The organism is Nocardia sp. NPDC051900 (genome assembly GCF_044452545.1).
Taxonomy (GTDB): Bacteria; Actinomycetota; Actinomycetes; order Mycobacteriales; family Mycobacteriaceae; genus Nocardia; species Nocardia sichangensis.
This window is the reverse complement of sequence record NZ_JBITBU010000026.1, coordinates 68,997-85,869: the sequence shown is the minus strand read 5'-3', so window position 1 is coordinate 85,869 and position 16,873 is coordinate 68,997. Positions and strand designations below refer to the sequence as shown.

Sequence of the window (16,873 nt, the reverse complement as noted above, 5' to 3'; positions counted from 1 at the left end):
CCGGCTGAGCCGTATTTCGTTGCTACTCGGATGTTTCCGCTCGCTGGGCCGGATTCGCACCCGAGATCGGTTCATAGAGGGCGATGTGCCAGGCGGAGCCGGGCGTCGGCCGTATCACGGCGCGGCGTTCGTGCGGTCCGATGACCGGCTGCGCGGCTTCGAAACCTCCGGCGCGCAGCCGGTTCAACGCGGCATCCAGGTCGTCCACCTTGATCGCGAGGAACGGGCTGTCGTCCTCGCGGTCGGTGCCCGCGAGCATCACGCGGACGCCATCGCTGTCGAACTGGGCCCAGCGGTCGCCGTCGACGACGGTGGGTTCGGTCGCGAGGACGGCGGCCAGCAGTGCCACCGTGGCGGGCAGGTCGTCGGTGGGGTAGGCGGGGCCGATCCGTTGGATCGTCATGGGTGGGTCCTAACAGTGCGTGGTGCGGGCTCGTTCAGGAACGCCGCTCGGCGTGGGCGGCGCGTACGACCTCGTAGGTGGCGGTGTTGGCCCGGACCGCCTCGGGCAGGTCGTCGGCCATGCTCAGGAAGCCGTGGAACATGCCGTCGCAGCGGTGGATCGCCGCCGGGACTCCGGCTCGCCGCAGCCGCTGTCCGTAGTCCTCGCCCTCGTCGCGCAGCGGATCGAACTCGGCGGTGACGATGTGTGCGGGCGGGAGCCCGGACAGGTCGGCGGTGAGTGGGTTGGCGTACGGATCGGCGCCGTCGTGCGAGCCCAGGTACTGACGCCAATACCAGCGCAGGTGGGCGGCGGTGGTGAAATAGCCGTCGGCGTTCTGGCGGTAGGACGGCGTGGCGCAGGCCGGATCGAGCATGGGATACAGCAGCAGTTGCCGGGCGATCTCGGGGCCGCCTCGATCGCGTGCCATCAACGTGGTCACCGCGGCGAGGTTGCCGCCCGCGCTGTCCCCGGCCACGACGAGGCAGGCGGGGTCGCCGCCCAGGGTCTCGGCGTGGTCGGCGACCCAGCGCAGCGCCGCGTACGCGTCCTCGGCCGCCGCGGGGAACCGGTGCTCGGGCGCCTGCCGGTAGTCCACCGACACCACGATCGCCTCGGCCCCGACGGCCATGGCTCGGCAGAACCGGTCATGGCTGTCGAGGCTGCAGATCACGAATCCGCCGCCGTGGCAGAAGATCACGATCGGAGGCGGCTGCACCGCCGCGGCGGGACGATAGATGCGGACCCGGATCTCGGGTGCGCCCGGCGGGCCGGGAATCAGTCGATCCCACACCTCGGCGACGGGAATCGGATCGATGACCGGCGCGGGGCGGGCGGCGAGCAGCCGCCGGGCCTCGGCGGCGTCGAGCACTTCGGTGCCCAATTTCGGGAACGCGGCACCCGCGGCCTCGACGATCGCCCGCGCCTGTGGTGTCAGCGGCATCGCGGCTCGCTCCTTTCGCTACTGCTCGAGGTCCGGTGGCAGGAACTTGCCCGCCGCCAGGCCACCGTCGATCGTCACCTCGGCGCCGGTGATGTAGGCCGAGGCGTCGGAAGCCAGGAACGCGACCAGTTCGGCGACCTCCTCCGGCGCGCCGGTGCGTTGCAGCGGCAGGGACGGGAAGCTGCCGGGGCCGGTGGTCAGGTACGGGACCATCGGCGTCGCGATCGGGCCAGGATGCACCGAGTTGACCCGGATTCCGGCCGGGCCCAGTTCGAGCGCGGCGGTCTTGGTCAGCCCGCGCAGTCCCCATTTCGAGGAGCCGTAAGCGGAGTGACCCATCAGCCCCTCGAGGCCCGCCTGCGAGGAGATGTTGACGATCGAGCCGCCGCCCGCCCGCGTCATCGGCCCGATCGCCGCCTGGATGCCGCGGAACGGACCGACCAGATTCACGCGCAGGATTCGCTCCAACTCCTCCGGCGCGGTGTCGGTCAGCGGCTTCGCGGTGTAGATGGCGGCGTTGTTCACCAGGACGTCCAGCGTGCCGAACGCCGAAACCGCCGTGCCGACGGCGGCCTCCCAGTCGTCACCGCTGCCGACGTCGTGCCGGACGAAACGTGCGGCGGCGCCCAGCGATTCGGCCAGTTGCGCGCCTTCGGCTTCCAGCACGTCGGTGATCACCACCCGGGCGCCGCGCTCCACGAACAGCCGCGCCTCGGCGGCGCCCTGTCCCCGGGCGGCGCCGGTGATCAGGGCGACCTTCCCACTCAGGTCAACCATGTCGAACTCCTCGTCGTCTTGCGGGGTCAGCTGTTGCGGAAGTGGGGGATGACCTTCTCGCCCCAGTGCCGGATGGTCTCCAGGCAGGCCTCCTGCGGCACGGTGCCCATCTGGATGAGGCAGAGGATCTCGTCGGCGCCCGCGGCCCGCAGACGCTCGACGTAGGCGATGGCGTCCTCGGGGCTGCCGTAGGCGTGCTCGACGTTGAAGACCGAGGTGGCGCCGGTCTTCACGGGGATCTTGGCCTCGTGCAGGTAGGCCACGTGGTCGTCGGCGGCCTGCTTGATGGCGGCGACTTCGTCCGCGTTCGGGTCAACGGCCTCGTCGGGAGCCGGACCCGCGCCGTAGTAGTGCTTGATGGACTGGGCGAAGAAGCGCTGTCCGCGGGCGCCGATCTGCTGGGCCTTCTCCCGGTCGTCGAGGACGATGGTGGGGCACAGCGCCGCGAAATGATCGTTCACGACGGTCGAGACGAAACGCTCACCGGTGCGCGCGGCGATCGCCTCGTCATAGGTGCGCCGCAGTTCGGCGATCTCCTCCACGCCCGCGAAACCCAGCACGAGCGCGCCGATTCCGTATTCGGCGGCCATTTTCAGCGTGTCCTTCTTGGTGCACGCCATGAACAGCGGCGGATGCGGCAGCTGCTCCGGCCGCGGCAGCAGCGAATGCGGCGAGACCTGCAAGAGTTCGCCGTTGTACTCGAATTCGGCTTCGGGATCCTGCCATGCCTTGCCGATCATGCGCAGCGACTCCTCGACCTCCTGGTAGGTGCGCTCGGGGTCGACACCGCACATGGAGGTCTCCACCGGCGTCGCGCCGCGGCCCGCGCCGAGGTTGAGCCGGCCGCCGGACAGCACGTCGAGCATCGCGGCGCGTTCGGCCGCCCGCACGGGGTGGTTGAAGTTGAACGGCATGCACACCACGCCGTGCCCGATCCGGATCCGTTCGGTCTTGGCGGCCACCCAGGTCAGGAAGACCTCAGGGGCGCTCATGTGCGCGTACCACTTCAAGCCGTGGTGCTCGACCGCCCAGACGGTGTCGAATCCCATCTCGTCGGCGAGTACCGCCTGCTCGACACAGTCGCGCAGCACCTGGTGCTCGTGCTCACGCGAGGGGTTGGCCATCTGGGCCTCGAAGATCATCGAGAACTTCATCCGGTCTCCTTCTCGACGCCCGATCGGGCGTTTCCGGTTTCGTCGGGGTGATTCGTCCCGCTGCGGGACAGTCGGAAGCTGTATGCCTAATCGAAATATGACCGCTGGAATTTCTCAGGTCAGGAGCTAGTCCCGGTGGCCGGGACCGTCCGGTGCCGTGCCCCGGTGGGCGACCTAGCGTCGGTGCGCAAGGGACGGTCAGAGAGGACGGAAATCGGTGGGACAACTCGACGGCAAGGTGGCGCTGGTCACCGGCGGGGCGCGCGGGATGGGCGCCGAGCACGTGCGGCAGTTCGTGGCCGAGGGCGCGCGGGTGGTGTTCGGTGACGTGCTCGATCACGAGGGAACGGCGCTGGCCGCGGAACTGGGTGACGCCGCGCGGTACGTGCACCACGATGTGACCAGCGAGGCCGATTGGTCCGCCGCGGTGTCGGAGGCGGTCGGCCACTACGGGCGGCTGGACGCGGTGGTGAACAACGCGGGCATCCTGCGGTTCGTCCCGATCGCCGAAATGGCTCTGGCGGATTTCACCGCGATCATGTCGGTCAACGTGACCGGCACCTGGCTGGGCATCAAGACCGCCGCACCGGCGCTCGCCGAGACCGGCGGCGGTGCGGTCGTGAACGTCTCCTCGGTGGAGGGGTTCGTCGGCGCTGCGGGCCTGTCCGCCTACAGCGCGAGCAAGTTCGCGATCCGCGGCATCACCAAGTCGGCCGCCCGCGAGCTCGGCCACCTGGGTATCCGGGTCAACTCGCTGCACCCGGGCGGAATCGCCACGCCCATGACCGCGGCGGTGTCCGGTGCTTCCGGCGTCGACGGCGACGGCTTCTTCGCGAGCCTGCCGATCCCGCGCTGGGGGCAGCCCGTCGAGGTCTCCCATGTGGCGGTGTTCCTGGCCTCGGACGCGGCGAGTTATTGCACCGGAGGCGAATTCGTGGTCGACGGCGGCATGCTCACCGGCTGCGGCTACTGACGGGAAGCGACGCGATGACTCAGGAATTCGAATTCGACGTGGTGGTCGTCGGTTCCGGCGCCGCGGGCATGACCGCCGCCCTGACGGCCGCCTACCGTGGACTTTCGGTGACGCTGATCGAGAAAGGCCGAGCGTTCGGCGGCTCCACGGCACGGTCCGGCGGCGGCATCTGGATCCCGAACAACCCGGTACTCCAGAGCGAAGGCGTGCCCGACAGCCCGGAACTTGCCCGCACCTATCTCGCGGCCGTGGTGGGCGATCGGGTACCGGAGGCCAGGCAGCGGGCGTTTCTCGAGCGCGGACCGGAGATGATGCGCTACCTCGGCGCTCGCAGCAAATATTGGGAATTCGTCTACGACCGTGGCTATTCCGACTATCATCCCGAGTTCCCCGGTGGTCTCGCCCAGGGACGCAGCATCGAGCCGGCCCCGCTGGACGGACGGCTGCTCGGCGGCGACCTGCACAAGATCAACCAGCCGACCATGTCCGGTCCCAAGGGCATCGCCTTCACCGTCAGCGACTTCCACGATCTGAACATGATCGCCCGCACCTGGGCCGGAAAGCGCACCGCGATCAAGGTCGGTATCCAAGCGGTGGGGAACAAGCTGCGCGGACGGCTGCCGCTGAGCCTGGGCAAGGCTCTCGCGGCCCGGCTGTGGCTGTCGCTGCGCGACGCCGGGGTGCCGGTGTGGCTGAACACGCCGCTGACCGAACTGATCACCGAGGGCAACGCGGTGGTCGGCGTACGCGCCGAACGCGACGGGACACCGGTGGTGATCAAGGCGCGTCGCGGCGTGGTGCTGGCGGCGGGCGGCTTCGAGCACAACCTGGAGATGCGTCGGCAGTACATGAGCGGCCCCCAGTCCACCGAATGGACGGTGGGCGCCACCGAGAACGTCGGTGAGGGCATCGTCGCGGGCCAGAAGGCCGGTGGCGCGGTCGATCTCATGGACGACGCCTGGTGGGGACCGTCCGTGCGCAATCCCGACGGGCCGCCGTTCTTCTGCCTGGCCGAGCGCTCCCAGCCCGGCGGCATCATGGTGAACCACGCGGGCGAGCGGTTCGTCAACGAATCGGCCCCCTACGTGAACGTCGTGCACAAGATGTACGAGCAGGAAGCGGCGGGCGTCGGGCACATTCCGGCGTACTTCATCATGGACCAGCGGTTCCGGGACCGGTACCTGTTCCTGGGCAACTTCCCGAAGCGTCCGCTTCCGCAGAAGTACCTGGATGCCGGGATCATCCAGCAGGCAGACACCTTGGCCGAGCTCGCGGCGAAGATCGGCGTGCCGCCCGCGGCGCTCACCGCGACGGTGGAGCGGTTCAACGAATTCGCCCGTGCCGGTCGCGACGAGGACTTCCGCCGTGGTGATTCCGCGTACGACCGCTACTACGGCGATCCGACCGTGCGCCCGAATCCGTGTCTGGCGCCGCTCGAGCAGGGGCCCTTCTACGCCGTCGAGATGGTGCCGGGAGATCTGGGCACCAAGGGAGGTCTGGTCACCGACGAGCACGCGCGCGTCCTCGACAGCGACGACCAGCCGATACCCGGCCTGTACGCGGCGGGGAACAACTCGGCCTCGGTGATGGGCAACGACTACGCGGGCGCGGGCGCGACCATCGGTCCCGCCATGGTATTCGGCTACATCGCGGCCGGTCATATCGCAGGGAACCAGCCGGGAACGACCGAACGTCGGGCGCAGACATCGGAAGGAGCGCGTTGATGGGACGCGTCGAGGGTAAGAACGTGATCGTCACCGGCGGCGCCCGGGGAATGGGTGCGGCCTTCGCGCGGCGGCTGGTCGCCGAGGGCGCCAGAGTGTTGATCAGCGACGTCCTGGTGGACGATGGCGTGGCTCTGGCCGCCGAGCTGGGCGACGCGGCGACCTTCCTCCCGCTCGACGTCACCGACGAGTCGGCCTGGAACGACGTGGTCGCCTACACCGAGAAGGTCTTCGGGCCGGTCTCGGGCCTGGTCAACAACGCGGGCATCGTCCACGTCGATCCGATCGAAAAGCTGTCGGAAGCCGATTTCCGCAAGGTGATCGACGTCAACCAGGTCGGGGTGTTCCTCGGCATGAAGGCGGTGCTGGGGTCGATGCGCCGGGCCGGAGGCGGCTCCATCGTCAATATCTCCTCGATCGGCGGCATCATCGCCTTCTCCAACATCCTCGGCTACACCGCGTCCAAATGGGCCGTGCGCGGCATGACCAAGACCGCCGCCCAGGAGTTCGCCGCCGACGACATTCGCGTCAACTCGGTGCACCCCGGTGTCGTGGTCACCGAGATGACCGCGGATTCGACACGCTCGCAGGGCATGTCGGGCAATCAGCCGATCCGCAGGGCCGGCCGTCCCGAGGAACTGGCGAACCTGGTGCTGTTCCTGATCAGCGACGAGTCGAGCTTCAGCACCGGCTCGGAATTCGTGGCGGACGGCGGCTACACGTGCCTGTGAGGACCACCGGCAGAGCAAACCGGCGGGCCGACCGCCGAGCGAGACAAGGAAATCGACCGTGAAGAATTTCGAGGGCAGGACCGCGGTGATCACCGGCGCGGGCGCGGGGATCGGCCGGGCGTTGGCGGTCGAACTCGCCCGCCGCGGTGCACGGCTGGCGCTGTCGGGCCGCAACGTGGAGAACGTCGCCGAGACCGCGGCGCTGTGTGCCAAGGAAGGCGCGCAAGCCCGCGCGTACAAGCTGGACGTGACCGACCGGGCGGCGGTGTACCGCCACGCCGACGAGGTGGCCGAGGACTTCGGCGGGATCAATCTGGTGGTCAACAACGCCGGAGTCTCGCTGACCGCGAATGTGGAAGAACTCGGCTGGGCCGACTTCGAGTGGATTGTCGGCATCAACTTCTGGGGCGTCGCCTACGGCACGAAGGCGTTCCTGCCTCATGTCATCGCCTCCAATGACGGCCATATCGCGAACGTGTCGAGCATGTTCGGCCTGGCCGCCTGCCCAAGCCAGGGCGCATACAGTGCGACGAAATTCGCCATTCGCGCCTTCACCGACGCGCTGCGGCAGGAGATGAACATCGCCGGGCACGCGGTGGGCGTCAGCAGCGTGCATCCGGGCATGATCAAGACGGAGATCGCCTGGAAGGCGCGGGCGGGCGGCGATCGCGACCGCGACGCGCTGGCCGCCAACTTCGACCGCCTGGCCAAGACCACCCCGGAGCACGCCGCGCGGGTCATCGTGAACGGTATCCGCAAGAACAAGGCGAAGATCTTGATCGGCGCGGACGCCCACGTCATCGATTGGCTGCCAAGGCTTTTCGGATCCGGTTATCAGAAGATCCTCACCGCCCAGATGAAGAACGAGGTCGCCTGACACGCGGCGCGCGATCCTGTGGGCGGCAGGTGCGTGTCAGCAGCCGGACGCGTTCTCGCTGATCACCCACTGCACAAGGTGGTCCTACCGAACCGGGTCCTTCGCGACCTGGCGGAGTAGGACCGCCTTGCTCGTTTCCGGCGCTTCGACAAGAAGGACGGCCCATGCTGGGGGGATGGCAATGGAGCGGGCTCGAGACGGTGGCGCTCCAAGGGGCGATGCATTGGTCTCCTGACCCATATGGCTATCCTGCCGCGTGGGGGATGGTGCAACGGTGGATTGGGTTCACCTACAGGTTCGCCGGCGGCCTGGGAGGCGATTACCGGGGTAGAGGCGGGGAAGTGCTCAGGGCTGGGCACCCTGCGAACGAAGGACCCGTTTGAGGACCTTGCCGGCAGCGTTTCGAGGTAGTGCCGCTACGACCTCGATGCGACGCGGGGCCTTGTAACCGGCGATACGGGTCCGGGCCCAGGCGAGAATCTCTGTCGGGTCGATTTCGACGGGGCCGTCGGGGACGACGAAGGCGTGGCCGACTTCACCGAGACGAGCGTCGGGGACACCGACTACTGCGGCTTCGGCGATCTCGGGATGGTCGAGGAGGATTCGCTCGATCTCGGCGGGGTGGACGTTGAACCCGCCCACGATGAACATGTCCGCGCGGCGGTCGGCGACGCGCAGGTAGCCGTCGGTGTCGAGGGTGCCGATATCGCCGGTGTGCAACCAGCCGCCGGAATCGATGGCCGCTGTTGTCGCTGCGGGGTCGTCGAGGTAACCGTGCATCACGTTGGGACCGGAAATCACGATCTCGCCGGGCTCACCCGCCCGCACCCGTCGCCCGGAATCGTCCACAACCCGAATCAGCATGCCGGGCAGCGCTTTTCCTACAGTGTGCGCCAGGAGGTGCGCCGGTGCATCGGGTGCGCAGATCGTGGCGACGCCGGTCGACTCGGTCAGTCCGTACCCGGTGAAGATCTTCTCGGCACCCAGTTCACGGCGGATCCGCTCCACCAATTCGGTCGGCACGCTCGAACCACCCGTGCCCGCCAGCCGCAGGGAACTCAGATCGTGGGCGGCGCGTCGGTGCGTGAGCAGGTCGTGGAAGAGCGTCGGTGGGCCGGTCAGCACGGTGATCCGCTCGCGCTCGATGGCCCTGAACACACGCTGCGGATCGAATCGGTCCACCGGCACCATGGTGGCGCCGCGTAACAGGCACGCGATGATCCCGGCCTTGTAGCCGAAGGTGTGGGAGAACGGGTTCACCAGCAGATACCTGTCGTCGCCGGAGAGAGTGACCGCATCGGCCCAACGGCTGAACGCATCGATCGTCTGCCGGTGGGTGGACGGCACGCCTTTCGGCACTCCCGTGGTGCCGGAGGTGAACAGGATGTCGGAGACCGACTCCGGGTCCACGGACGCGATCCGCGCGTCGGCGTCCGCGACGGGAGCTTCGACGCCGAGTGTGAGAAATCGGGACCACGAGAGTTCCGCGGCGGTGTCGTCGAGCACGACGGTGGTGTGCAACTCCGGCAGCGCGCACCCCGACTCCCGCAGCATCCCCGGGTAGTCGGTGCCGAGGAATCCGGCCACGGTGAGCAACATGCGGCACCGGCCGCGAGCGAGGATGTCGGCCGCCTCGCGACCGCGCAGCCGAGTACTGATCGGGACGAGCGTCGCGCCCGTACCGAGCACGCCGAGCGCGGCGGTCACCCATCGCGCGGTGTTGGGTGCCCAGATCGCCACCCGATCGCCGGGCCGCACCGATCGTGCCAGCAACGCCCGTGTGACCCGCCGCGCCGCGACGGCGAGTTCGGCGTAGGTGAGCTGACCCTCCGGCGCCACCACCGCGATCCGCGCGCCGTGCCGCCGTGCCCGGTCGGCCAGTACCGCCGGAATGGTCGCGAGCTCACCGGTCGCCGCGCGCCGTCGATCCATGCCGCGATCGTGCCGTACCAGCCGTTCGCTGCGGACCGATCGCCGCCGAACATCCCGCTGACCGGGAATTCTCTCCCGGTCAGGAGTTCGCAGGTACCGCGGATCGCCCATCGGTACCGGCGCGGTCGCGATATGGCACGTCGAGCGGTCGAGGGCGGCGACGACCGGCATGCCGCCATCCGGTCGGCTCACGCGGGAGCACTGGTCCTGCTCAGCGGGACCACGGGTACGACAGGTGACCAGTGGCACGGCAGGCTCGAAACGAGCGACAGGTGTGTGCGCCGCGGTTCGCGCCGCGCACGGCCCGGTGTACGAGATCCGAATCGCGCTGAGGCGCGGAACGTTCAGTGATTGCCAAGGAGTGACATGACGGCCGGAGCAGAGCTAGTGGAGCGAAACGACGAGGCAGCGGGCGCGGGGCCGGTCGTCGAACTCGACGGCGCCTGTTCGCTGTCCCGGGAACGCATCGGCGGCAAGGCGTGGAGCGTCAACCGCATGCGCGCACTCGGCCTCTCGGTGCCGCCCGCGTTCGTGATCACCGTCGAGGGCTGGGCCGACTTTTCCGCGCGCGGGGAGATCGGCGAGGACATCTGGCACGGTGTCCGGGCGGGCATCGCCGCTGTGGAGCGCGGCACCGGCCGCATCTTCGGCTCCGGCACCCGCCCGCTGCTGGTGTCGGTCCGCTCGGGCGCCGCGGTGAGCATGCCGGGGATGATGGACACGGTGCTCAACCTCGGCATGAACGAGGCGGTCGAGCGAGCGCTGGCGGCGGAGACCGGGAATCCGGGCTACGCGGCCGATACGCGGGAGCGGTTCCGTACCCAGTATCGCGAAACGGTGCTGGGTGATCCCGCCGGTGCGGTGCCGGAGGACCCCTGGGAGCAGTTGCGGGCGGCCATCAGTGCGGTGTTCCGGTCCTGGGATTCGCCCCGGGCGCAGACGTATCGGCGCAATCGCGGCGTGTCCGCAAGCCTCGGCACGGCGGTGACGGTGCAAGCCATGGTGTTCGGCAATCTCGACGAGAAGTCCGGTACCGGTGTGCTGTTCAGCCGCAACCCGAACACCGGAGAGCGTGCGACGTTCGGCGAGTGGCTGGTCGGCGGACAGGGTGAGGACGTGGTGTCCGGCCGGACCACCCCCCGGCCGCTCGACGAACTGGCGACGCTGTCACCGCAGGTGCACACCGAACTCATCGCGGCGGCCGACCTGCTGGAACGCGACGGTCGCGATATCCAGGACATCGAATTCACCGTCGAGTCCGGCGCCCTGTGGCTGTTGCAGTCGCGGTCGGCCAAGCGCTCGGCGCGGGCGGCGGTGCGTGCCGCGGTCGCGATGGCCGAGGAAGGGCTCATCGGCACCGACGAGGCGCTGAACCGGGTCACCGCCGACCAGGTGCGCACTGTGCTGCGCCCGGCGACCGGGGAGTACACCGGGACACCGCTCGCACGCGGCGAAGCGGCGTGTCCGGGCCTGGCCTCGGGTGTCGTCGTCACTGATCCGCACGAGGCCGAGCGTAGGGCGGAGACGGGCGAGGACGTGATCCTCGTCCGCCCGACCACCAGCCCCGACGACCTGCACGGCATGATCGCCGCCCGGGCGATCGTCACCGAATTGGGCGGAGCCACTTCGCATGCCGCGCTGGTCGGTCGCGAGATCGGCAGGCCGTGCGTGGTCGGTTGCGGCCCTGGCGTCGTCGCGGCCCTCGCCGGTCAGGTGGTGACCGTTGACGGCGGTGCGGGCAGCGTCTGGCCGGGCCGGGTCGAAGGCAAACCCGTCGATGCGAGCACCCTCGCGGACGTCGGCCGATTGGCCGGGTGGGCGGGCACCGACGCCGACCGGTTGGCGGCGTGGCTCGACGCGCGCGCGACCGATGTCCCGGGGCAAGTAGATGTGTCACCCCCGGCGACCGTGACGGATATTCCCGACCTCGATTTGCTGCGGCTGATCGGCATCAAAGGCCGGGCCGCCCATGACGCGCTGGCCGCGGGCGTAGGTGCGTCTGCCGAGACCGTCGCCGGTCGATGCGAACAGCTGGTAACCGCGGGCTGGTGCGCCGCGACACCGATCGGAGTGCGGCTCACACCCGAGGGCAGACAGCACCTGGACGGCCTGCTGGCGGCGGAGCGACGGACCGTCGACCGTGCCGCGATCGCCTCTGTCTACGCCGAATTCTGCGATTTCAACGGCGTTTTGAAAGAAGTCGTCACCGCCTGGCAGATGAAGGATCCGGCCACCGTCAACGATCATGCCGACGCCGACTACGACGCTGCGGTGCTGACCCGGCTGACCGACCTGCACGGCGCCGTGCAGCCGCTGCTGCGGCGGATCGGCGACGTCGCGCCCCGGCTGGCACGGTACCGCGCCCGCTTCGCACACGCCGTCGAGCGGATCGCCGATGGTGACCACGCTTGGGTCGCACGTCCGGTGCTCGACAGCTACCACACCGTGTGGTTCGAGTTGCACGAAGACCTGATCGGACTGTGCGGCCTGAGCCGCGCCGACGAGGCGGCGGCCGGCCGTGCCCACTGACAGCACGGGCGAAGCCACCGTGCCCGGTGACCGGTGGGTCGAGTTCGCCCAGATCGACAACGTCCGCGACCTGGGCGGGCTGCCCGTGCAGAACGGCGGCACAACCCGTTTCGGCGTCGTCTACCGTTCCAGCACGCCGCAGAATCTCACCGAGTCCGACATGGCGAAGCTGCTCGGACCGATCGGTCTGCGCACACTGATCGATCTGCGGCTGCCCGACGAGGTGGAGCGCGAGGGCTACGGCCTGCTGGCCGCCGCCGACGTGCGGCGGGTCTGCCTCCCGGTGCGGAAATCGCCGCAATCCTCGCTCGCCGCACGAGATCTGGTCCCCGACTCGAGCCGGGTGGATCTGGTCGACTTGTACGACAAGCTGCTGGCGGGCAGCGCCGAGTCCATCGTCGCGGCGGTCCGGCTCGTCATCGACGCAGGCCACCACTCGGTGCTGTTCCACTGCGCCGCGGGCAAGGATCGCACCGGAGTGCTCGCAGCGGTGCTCCTGGACGCGGTGGGCGTGCCGCCGGAGCCGATCGCGGCCGACTACGCCCTGACCGGCGAACGCATGCACCGGGTCCGTGACCGGCTCGACGCGCTTCCTTCCTACACGGGGCTGCCCCCGGTCAGCACCGGCATTCTCGGCGTCGAGGCCGAAGTGATGCGGCGTTTTCTCGCGAAACTGTCCGCGGACCACGGCGGCGCGGCCGAGTGGTTGCTGGCCGGCGGGCTCACCACAGGGGAGCTGGCACGACTGCGTGCCGTGCTGATCGCGCCGGAATAGGACATCGCGGCCCGGTCCGGCGAGCTCACCGAGCCGCTCCGGCAGGTCAGTCCTTGACCGGGTCGGCTCCGGCCCGCTTGATCACCGAGTCGCCGACCTCCAGCACCTTCCACAACGTCCGGTCCACACGGATCTTCATCGTGCTGCCGTCCTGCAACCGAACGTGCAAGCGCCGATACAGATTCGCGCCGTCCAGCAACCCACGCGACTTCTTCACGACCGTCCCGCGCCACTCCTGCTGTGTCACTGATCGACTCCTCACTCGACTGGGCGCCGACGCTGTAGCGATTCCCCGACCGGCGTGGTTCCAGTGTCGCCACCCATCGCGCTGGAAACATCACCATTCAGGAGTAAGTCCGCTGTGCCGGAAGTCGCACACCCCATCGAACGGTCGGTTGATGCCGCATGCCACCGGTGGGTGGTTATGGGTCCGGGCGACACCCTCCGCGTGCTGATGGCGGCCCGATCCTCGAGCGCGAATTCGTGACCCGCATCCGCTCAGCGGCGCGGTCGTCCGGTGGGTCCCGAAACGTCTGAGCGGGTCGGGTGGATCACGATCCACCCGACCCGCTCCGGTCGTCGACTACCGCGGCAACAGTTCGGCTTTCAGCGCTTCCAGCGTGGCGCCGTCGACGCCGAGTCCGTCGGTGACGAACCGGTCGAACGATCCGAAGGACGCGGCGGCCTGGTCGAAAGCAGCGTCGAGGTATTCGGCGCGCACGCCGAGGATCGGATCGAACAGCGCCGGATCGGTGACCAGCCCCTTGGCCACCAGCCCGTCCATCGTCGACTTGTTGCTCGCGGCCAGGTTGTCGTTCGACTCCAGATAGTCCTTGTACACCTGGCCTTTCGGGACACCGAGCGCCGTCATCAAGATCGCGGTCATCCAACCGGTGCGGTCCTTGCCCGCGGTGCAATGGAACAACACCGGTCCGTTCGCGTTCACGATGTCCCGGATGGCGGCCCCGAACTGCGCGCGAGCCGCGGCGTCGGTGACCAGCCAGCGGTAGTAGTCGCGCATGATGCCCGCGGCCTTGCCGTCGCCGAACATCTGCTGCTGCACGGCGGGGCCGCCCTGCACCGCCTTGCCCACCATCAGGTAGAAGTCGTTGCCAGGGTCGTACACCGGACGCGCGAGCGCGGGAATCGACGCCGGAAGCTTGTCGGGGTTGGCCCCGGCCTCGTTCGGGCTGCGGAAATCGATCACCGCGGTGATGCCCGACGTGACCAGCTTCTGCTGGTCGGCGGCGGTGAGTTTGTCCAGGGCGTCGGTGCGGAACACCACGCCGGTACGGAGTTTGCCGTTGCCCTGGGTGGGATAGTCCCCGATGTCCCGCGCATTCGGCGCCGACGACAACTGCATGGAGCGGTCGTGCACAGTGTGCACCAGTCCGGGCCCCGCCACTGCGGTGGTGGTGGACGGGAACACGGCGATCAATGCGGCGGCGACACCGGTCAGCGCCCCGCGAACAGCACGCGAAATCGTCACTGGCTCATTCCTTCCATAGAGTCGCGGCCCGGCGACGCCGAGCCGCCAAGTGGGCCGGAGTGTGCGACCCTGGCCACGGCTCAGGCGTCGGCGAGCAGGGTGACCGTGCCGGCCGCCCCGTCGACCCGCACCCGTTGCCCATCGGCCAGCCGGGTGCTGGCGGTCTTGGTGTCCACGACGCAGGGGATGCCGAATTCCCGGGCCACGATGGCCGCGTGTGAGGCGGAGCCGCCGATGTCGGTGACCACCGCGGCGGCGTAGGCGAACATCGCGGTGTGCCCGGTGTCGGTGACCGATGCCACCAGGATGTCGCCCGGCTCGATGTCGTCGTCCAGGGACAGGACGCGTTTCACCGTGCCTTCCACGACGCCGGGGCATACCCCGATGCCGGTCAGGCCGTCTCCGGGCGTCAACGCGTCCGCGTTCGGCAGCGGCTCCCAGTCACCTGCGATCACATCCGGCATGCGGACGCCGCGCAACCGGCTCAGCTCGGCTCGGCGGCGTGCTACCCGTTCGGTCAGATCGCCTGGCGCCCAGAGTATTTCGTCGAGCGTGAGAAAGCAGGCGTCCTCGGCCTGCTGTAGCAGCCCCTGCCGGATCAGCCGATCCGCCCGCTCCCGCACGGCGAGGCGCAGGCAGTGGGTGTACTGGACCACGGCGTCGCGGACGCGTTCGCGCGCCATCGTCGCTCCCGCCGCCATCCGTGCGGTGCGGCTGGGCGCCGGGTCGACCGGTTCCCGCTTGGGCGCGGGCATCCGAGCGGCGCGTGCGGCGGCGGTCACCAGCAGCTCCGGCCGGTCGCCGAAGGTCGGGTTGAGCAGCTCGCACTCGCCCGGTCCGCGATGTCCGATCCGCCGCAGCTCTTCCTCCAGCGCGGCGGCGAACGCCGGGGAGATCGTCCGCGCCGCGGTGACGTCGCCCGCGTGCGCCGCGTCGTGCAACGCGGTGTCGGCCCGGCACAAGGCGGCGAGCCGTTCCACCGCGAGCATGGTCCTGGCCGACTCCAAGCGCTCCAGATCGATGGGCACGGTCGCCGCTTCCTTGCCGCGGGAGTGGATGGCGGTGGCCGCGCCGGTCATCATCACCCCGATGGACGCCGCCGCCCAGGACTGATTCAGCCGATCCCGCCACAGCAGGGCGCGGGCGTGCAGTTGTTCATCGGTGAGCTCGCGAATCGCCGCGGCGCCAAGGGATTCCTGATGCGCGGCGGCATTGATGCCGTCGGTGGTCTCGCGGTAGCGCAGCGCGGTGCGCAGCACCCGGCCCGCCGCGCGCCATGTCGCGCGGGTACTGGCGAATCCCGTCGGTGTGGGTGGCTTGCCGTGCGGGGTCAGCGAGATCTCGGGCGGGATGTTGCCGTAGACGTCGCGGCGGATGCTCTGCTCGTCCCAGCCCGGCATGTTCTCCGCGGCCAGCACGCCGATGGAGGCGTTGATGTAGATGTGGTGCCCGAGCACCGTGGTGACCCGGCTCGTCCAGTGCTCCAGCGCGATGCCGTCCAGCGCGATCATGGTGCCCATCGCGGCATTGGCCAGCCGGATAGCGCCCGCTTGTAGATCCACCGTCAGCGGGGTGAGCGGTCCCGGCAGTGCCTCGGATGTATTGGTCGCGGTGTGCACCGGATAGGCCGGGTCGACGCGATCGTCGAACTCGCCCTCGAGACCTTCCGGCGCGACCGACACCAGCGCGTGTCCGTCCGAGGTGGCCGCACGGGTGGGTATCAGGTAGCCGGGCAGCGGGATGGCGCCGGGCCGGGCGACGAACTCGTCGCCGTCGAGTCTGCGACCGGTCAGTCCGCGGACGATGTCGGCCGCCACTTCGGACGCGGTCCAGCCGCACCGGAATCCCCATTCGTCGCGTGCCACCCTCGGATCCACCTGCGGTGGCGTGCCGGCCGTCCGCCGCGATTTCCGTGTTCGGGCCGCCTGGCGGATGCGATGCGCGTCCGCAGTCGAGACCACCCCGGACGCGGCCAGTTCGACCACGCCGGTGCGCTCGGATTGCGCGGCCAGCACCAGGAAACGTTCGAAGTCGTCGGTGTGCAGCACCTGGAATCCGCCAGCTCGGCGAGAACCGAGCAGCCCGCGCAGGATTCGCCAACTCGCGCCATCGACGCGCCTGCCCGCGACCGGCGCGGTGCACACGATCAACGCCGCCGCCCCGCTGGACCGCACGACGTCCTCGGCGATCGATTCCGACCCCGCGACCACCGGAACCACGATTCGCGCCCCGGCCGCTCGGGCCGCCGTCGCGATGGCGGCGAGCGAACCGCCCAGATGCACTACCGACGCGCAGTCGGCGACGGCCCGTGCGCACAGCTCGGGCTCGGCCGGATCACCGGTGATCACCTCGACCCGAGGGTCGACGTACCGGTGCCGCGCGCGGTCCAGCCCGACCACGTCGTGGCCCGCGGCCAGCAGCATGCGCGCCACCGCGCGACCGGTCGGATCGGAAACTCCGGTGACCAGGACCCGCATGAAATCTTCCTCCTCGCTGGCGCCCATGCAGACGTGACGCCGTTCACACA

Annotated in this window: 14 protein-coding genes; 6 read left to right on the top strand and 8 right to left on the bottom strand. The window is 69.4% G+C overall.

Annotation, left to right across the window (positions count from 1 at the left end):
• Positions 1–22: 22 nt before the first annotated feature.
• The 4 genes from ACIA5H_RS33330 to ACIA5H_RS33315 are packed head-to-tail and all read right to left on the bottom strand — an operon-like array spanning position 23 to position 3,316.
• Positions 23–403 carry a hypothetical protein gene (locus tag ACIA5H_RS33330; protein ID WP_355075416.1) on the bottom strand — a complete coding sequence of 127 codons (381 nt, stop codon included), beginning with the start codon at positions 401–403 and terminating at the stop codon, positions 23–25.
• Positions 404–437: 34 nt separating this feature from the next.
• Complete coding sequence (locus tag ACIA5H_RS33325; protein WP_397079873.1) at positions 438–1,385, bottom strand: alpha/beta hydrolase; 948 nt, start codon at positions 1,383–1,385, stop codon at positions 438–440.
• Between the two features lie 18 nt (positions 1,386–1,403).
• Positions 1,404–2,162 carry a glucose 1-dehydrogenase gene (locus tag ACIA5H_RS33320; protein ID WP_397079870.1) on the bottom strand — a complete coding sequence of 253 codons (759 nt, stop codon included), beginning with the start codon at positions 2,160–2,162 and terminating at the stop codon, positions 1,404–1,406.
• A gap of 26 nt (positions 2,163–2,188) precedes the next feature.
• On the bottom strand, positions 2,189–3,316 hold the full coding sequence (locus tag ACIA5H_RS33315) for an LLM class flavin-dependent oxidoreductase (protein WP_397079868.1): 1,128 nt from the start codon (positions 3,314–3,316) through the stop codon (positions 2,189–2,191).
• A 217-nt stretch (positions 3,317–3,533) separates the two neighbouring features.
• On the opposite strand from ACIA5H_RS33315, the gene ACIA5H_RS33310 reads away from it, so the two are divergent.
• From ACIA5H_RS33310 to ACIA5H_RS33295, 4 genes are read left to right on the top strand one after another with little or no spacing between them, the layout of a single operon-like run.
• Positions 3,534–4,289, top strand: a complete 756-nt coding sequence (locus ACIA5H_RS33310) for a glucose 1-dehydrogenase (RefSeq protein WP_356965835.1) — start codon at positions 3,534–3,536, stop codon at positions 4,287–4,289.
• A gap of 14 nt (positions 4,290–4,303) precedes the next feature.
• Complete coding sequence (gene kstD, locus ACIA5H_RS33305; protein ID WP_397079864.1) at positions 4,304–6,013, top strand: 3-oxosteroid 1-dehydrogenase; 1,710 nt, start codon at positions 4,304–4,306, stop codon at positions 6,011–6,013.
• On the top strand, positions 6,013–6,744 hold the full coding sequence (locus tag ACIA5H_RS33300; RefSeq protein WP_379253719.1) for a glucose 1-dehydrogenase: 732 nt from the start codon (positions 6,013–6,015) through the stop codon (positions 6,742–6,744). Before kstD ends, ACIA5H_RS33300 begins: the two co-directional genes overlap by 1 nt.
• 58 nt (positions 6,745–6,802) lie before the next feature.
• Positions 6,803–7,621, top strand: coding sequence for an SDR family NAD(P)-dependent oxidoreductase (locus ACIA5H_RS33295; RefSeq protein WP_397079861.1), 819 nt, complete (start codon positions 6,803–6,805; stop codon positions 7,619–7,621).
• 345 nt (positions 7,622–7,966) lie between these two features.
• Here ACIA5H_RS33295 and ACIA5H_RS33290 read toward each other — a convergent pair whose 3' ends face one another.
• Positions 7,967–9,553, bottom strand: coding sequence for a FadD3 family acyl-CoA ligase (locus ACIA5H_RS33290; protein ID WP_397079858.1), 1,587 nt, complete (start codon positions 9,551–9,553; stop codon positions 7,967–7,969).
• A 366-nt stretch (positions 9,554–9,919) separates the two neighbouring features.
• Here ACIA5H_RS33290 and ACIA5H_RS33285 point away from each other — a divergent pair, with 366 nt between their 5' ends.
• Both ACIA5H_RS33285 and ACIA5H_RS33280 read left to right on the top strand, forming a co-directional pair.
• Positions 9,920–12,082 carry a pyruvate, phosphate dikinase gene (locus tag ACIA5H_RS33285; RefSeq protein ID WP_397079856.1) on the top strand — a complete coding sequence of 721 codons (2,163 nt, stop codon included), beginning with the start codon at positions 9,920–9,922 and terminating at the stop codon, positions 12,080–12,082.
• Complete coding sequence (locus ACIA5H_RS33280; protein ID WP_397079854.1) at positions 12,072–12,857, top strand: tyrosine-protein phosphatase; 786 nt, start codon at positions 12,072–12,074, stop codon at positions 12,855–12,857. The genes ACIA5H_RS33285 and ACIA5H_RS33280 overlap by 11 nt, the downstream gene beginning before the upstream one ends.
• 46 nt (positions 12,858–12,903) lie before the next feature.
• On the opposite strand, the gene ACIA5H_RS33275 is transcribed toward ACIA5H_RS33280, so the two are convergent.
• The 3 genes from ACIA5H_RS33275 to ACIA5H_RS33265 all read right to left on the bottom strand — a co-directional run bounded on the left by ACIA5H_RS33275 (position 12,904) and on the right by ACIA5H_RS33265 (position 16,823).
• On the bottom strand, positions 12,904–13,104 hold the full coding sequence (locus ACIA5H_RS33275; protein WP_364436780.1) for a hypothetical protein: 201 nt from the start codon (positions 13,102–13,104) through the stop codon (positions 12,904–12,906).
• Positions 13,105–13,440: 336 nt separating this feature from the next.
• A complete protein-coding gene (locus tag ACIA5H_RS33270; protein ID WP_397079851.1) occupies positions 13,441–14,346 on the bottom strand; it encodes a tyrosine-protein phosphatase in 906 nt (301 codons plus the stop codon).
• 80 nt (positions 14,347–14,426) lie between these two features.
• A complete protein-coding gene (locus ACIA5H_RS33265; RefSeq protein ID WP_397079849.1) occupies positions 14,427–16,823 on the bottom strand; it encodes a PEP-utilizing enzyme in 2,397 nt (798 codons plus the stop codon).
• Between the last annotated feature and the right edge of the window lie 50 nt (positions 16,824–16,873).

What these genes read in the sequence shown, in the direction of transcription:
- ACIA5H_RS33320 (WP_397079870.1), bottom strand. Translation starts at nt 2,162, where the DNA reads ATGGTTGACCTGAGTGGGAAGGTCGCCCTGATCACCGGCGCCGCCCGG.
- ACIA5H_RS33300 (WP_379253719.1), top strand. Translation starts at nt 6,013, where the DNA reads ATGGGACGCGTCGAGGGTAAGAACGTGATCGTCACCGGCGGCGCCCGG.
- ACIA5H_RS33285 (WP_397079856.1), top strand. Translation starts at nt 9,920, where the DNA reads ATGACGGCCGGAGCAGAGCTAGTGGAGCGAAACGACGAGGCAGCGGGC.
- ACIA5H_RS33315 (WP_397079868.1), bottom strand. Translation starts at nt 3,316, where the DNA reads ATGAAGTTCTCGATGATCTTCGAGGCCCAGATGGCCAACCCCTCGCGT.
- kstD (WP_397079864.1), top strand. Translation starts at nt 4,304, where the DNA reads ATGACTCAGGAATTCGAATTCGACGTGGTGGTCGTCGGTTCCGGCGCC.
- ACIA5H_RS33290 (WP_397079858.1), bottom strand. Translation starts at nt 9,553, where the DNA reads ATGGATCGACGGCGCGCGGCGACCGGTGAGCTCGCGACCATTCCGGCG.
- ACIA5H_RS33330 (WP_355075416.1), bottom strand. Translation starts at nt 403, where the DNA reads ATGACGATCCAACGGATCGGCCCCGCCTACCCCACCGACGACCTGCCC.
- ACIA5H_RS33325 (WP_397079873.1), bottom strand. Translation starts at nt 1,385, where the DNA reads ATGCCGCTGACACCACAGGCGCGGGCGATCGTCGAGGCCGCGGGTGCC.
- ACIA5H_RS33265 (WP_397079849.1), bottom strand. Translation starts at nt 16,823, where the DNA reads ATGCGGGTCCTGGTCACCGGAGTTTCCGATCCGACCGGTCGCGCGGTG.